We start from the raw sequence: 603 nt of genomic DNA, 5'->3' as shown, positions 1-603 counted from the left end.
GCCGCCGAGGAAGCCCAGCATCACCAGGCGACCTTCCATGGCCAGGGCGCTGATGTTGTCGTTCAGGTAGGAGCCACCCATGATGTCGAGGACCACATTGACACCCTTGCCCGCGGTCTTGTCAGCGATGACCTCGGCGAAATTCTGTTCCCGGTAGTTGATCGGCTCGGCTCCCAGTTCGCGGATGGCGGCGCATTTTTCCACGCTGCCGGCGGTGGCGAACGCTTCGATACCGAACTCGCGGCAGAGCATCAGCGCGGTGGTGCCGATGCCGCTGGTGCCGCCATGGATCAACACGCGCTGGCCTTTATGCGCACCGCCGATGCCGAACAGGTTGGCCCATACGGTGAAGAAGGTTTCCGGGATCGCTGCCGCCTGAATCCAGTCCAGGCCATCGGGAACCGGCAAGGTCTGGCTGGCGGGCACTGCGCAGTACTGCGCATAACCGCCGCCATTGGTCAGGGCGCACACCTTGTCGCCCAGCGCGTACTCGCTGACGCCTTCGCCCAGCGCGACCACCACACCGGCCACTTCCAGCCCGGGAATCGGGCTCATGCCGGGTTTCATCGGATATGTGCCGGCGCGTTGCAGGGCGTCCGGGCG

At 65.2% G+C, this 603-nt stretch carries 1 protein-coding gene; it reads right to left on the bottom strand.

Features of this window, described 5'->3' with window-relative positions:
- Nucleotides 1-603, bottom strand: a 603-nt coding sequence (locus HX846_RS37350) for a zinc-binding dehydrogenase (RefSeq protein ID WP_178967484.1), incomplete at both ends; no start/stop codon positions are given.

It is taken from the genome of Pseudomonas sp. K5002, assembly GCF_013386655.1.
Taxonomy (GTDB): domain Bacteria; phylum Pseudomonadota; class Gammaproteobacteria; order Pseudomonadales; family Pseudomonadaceae; genus Aquipseudomonas.
The sequence above is the reverse complement of the archived record's forward strand: the minus strand, read 5'-3'. Positions and strand labels throughout refer to the sequence as shown.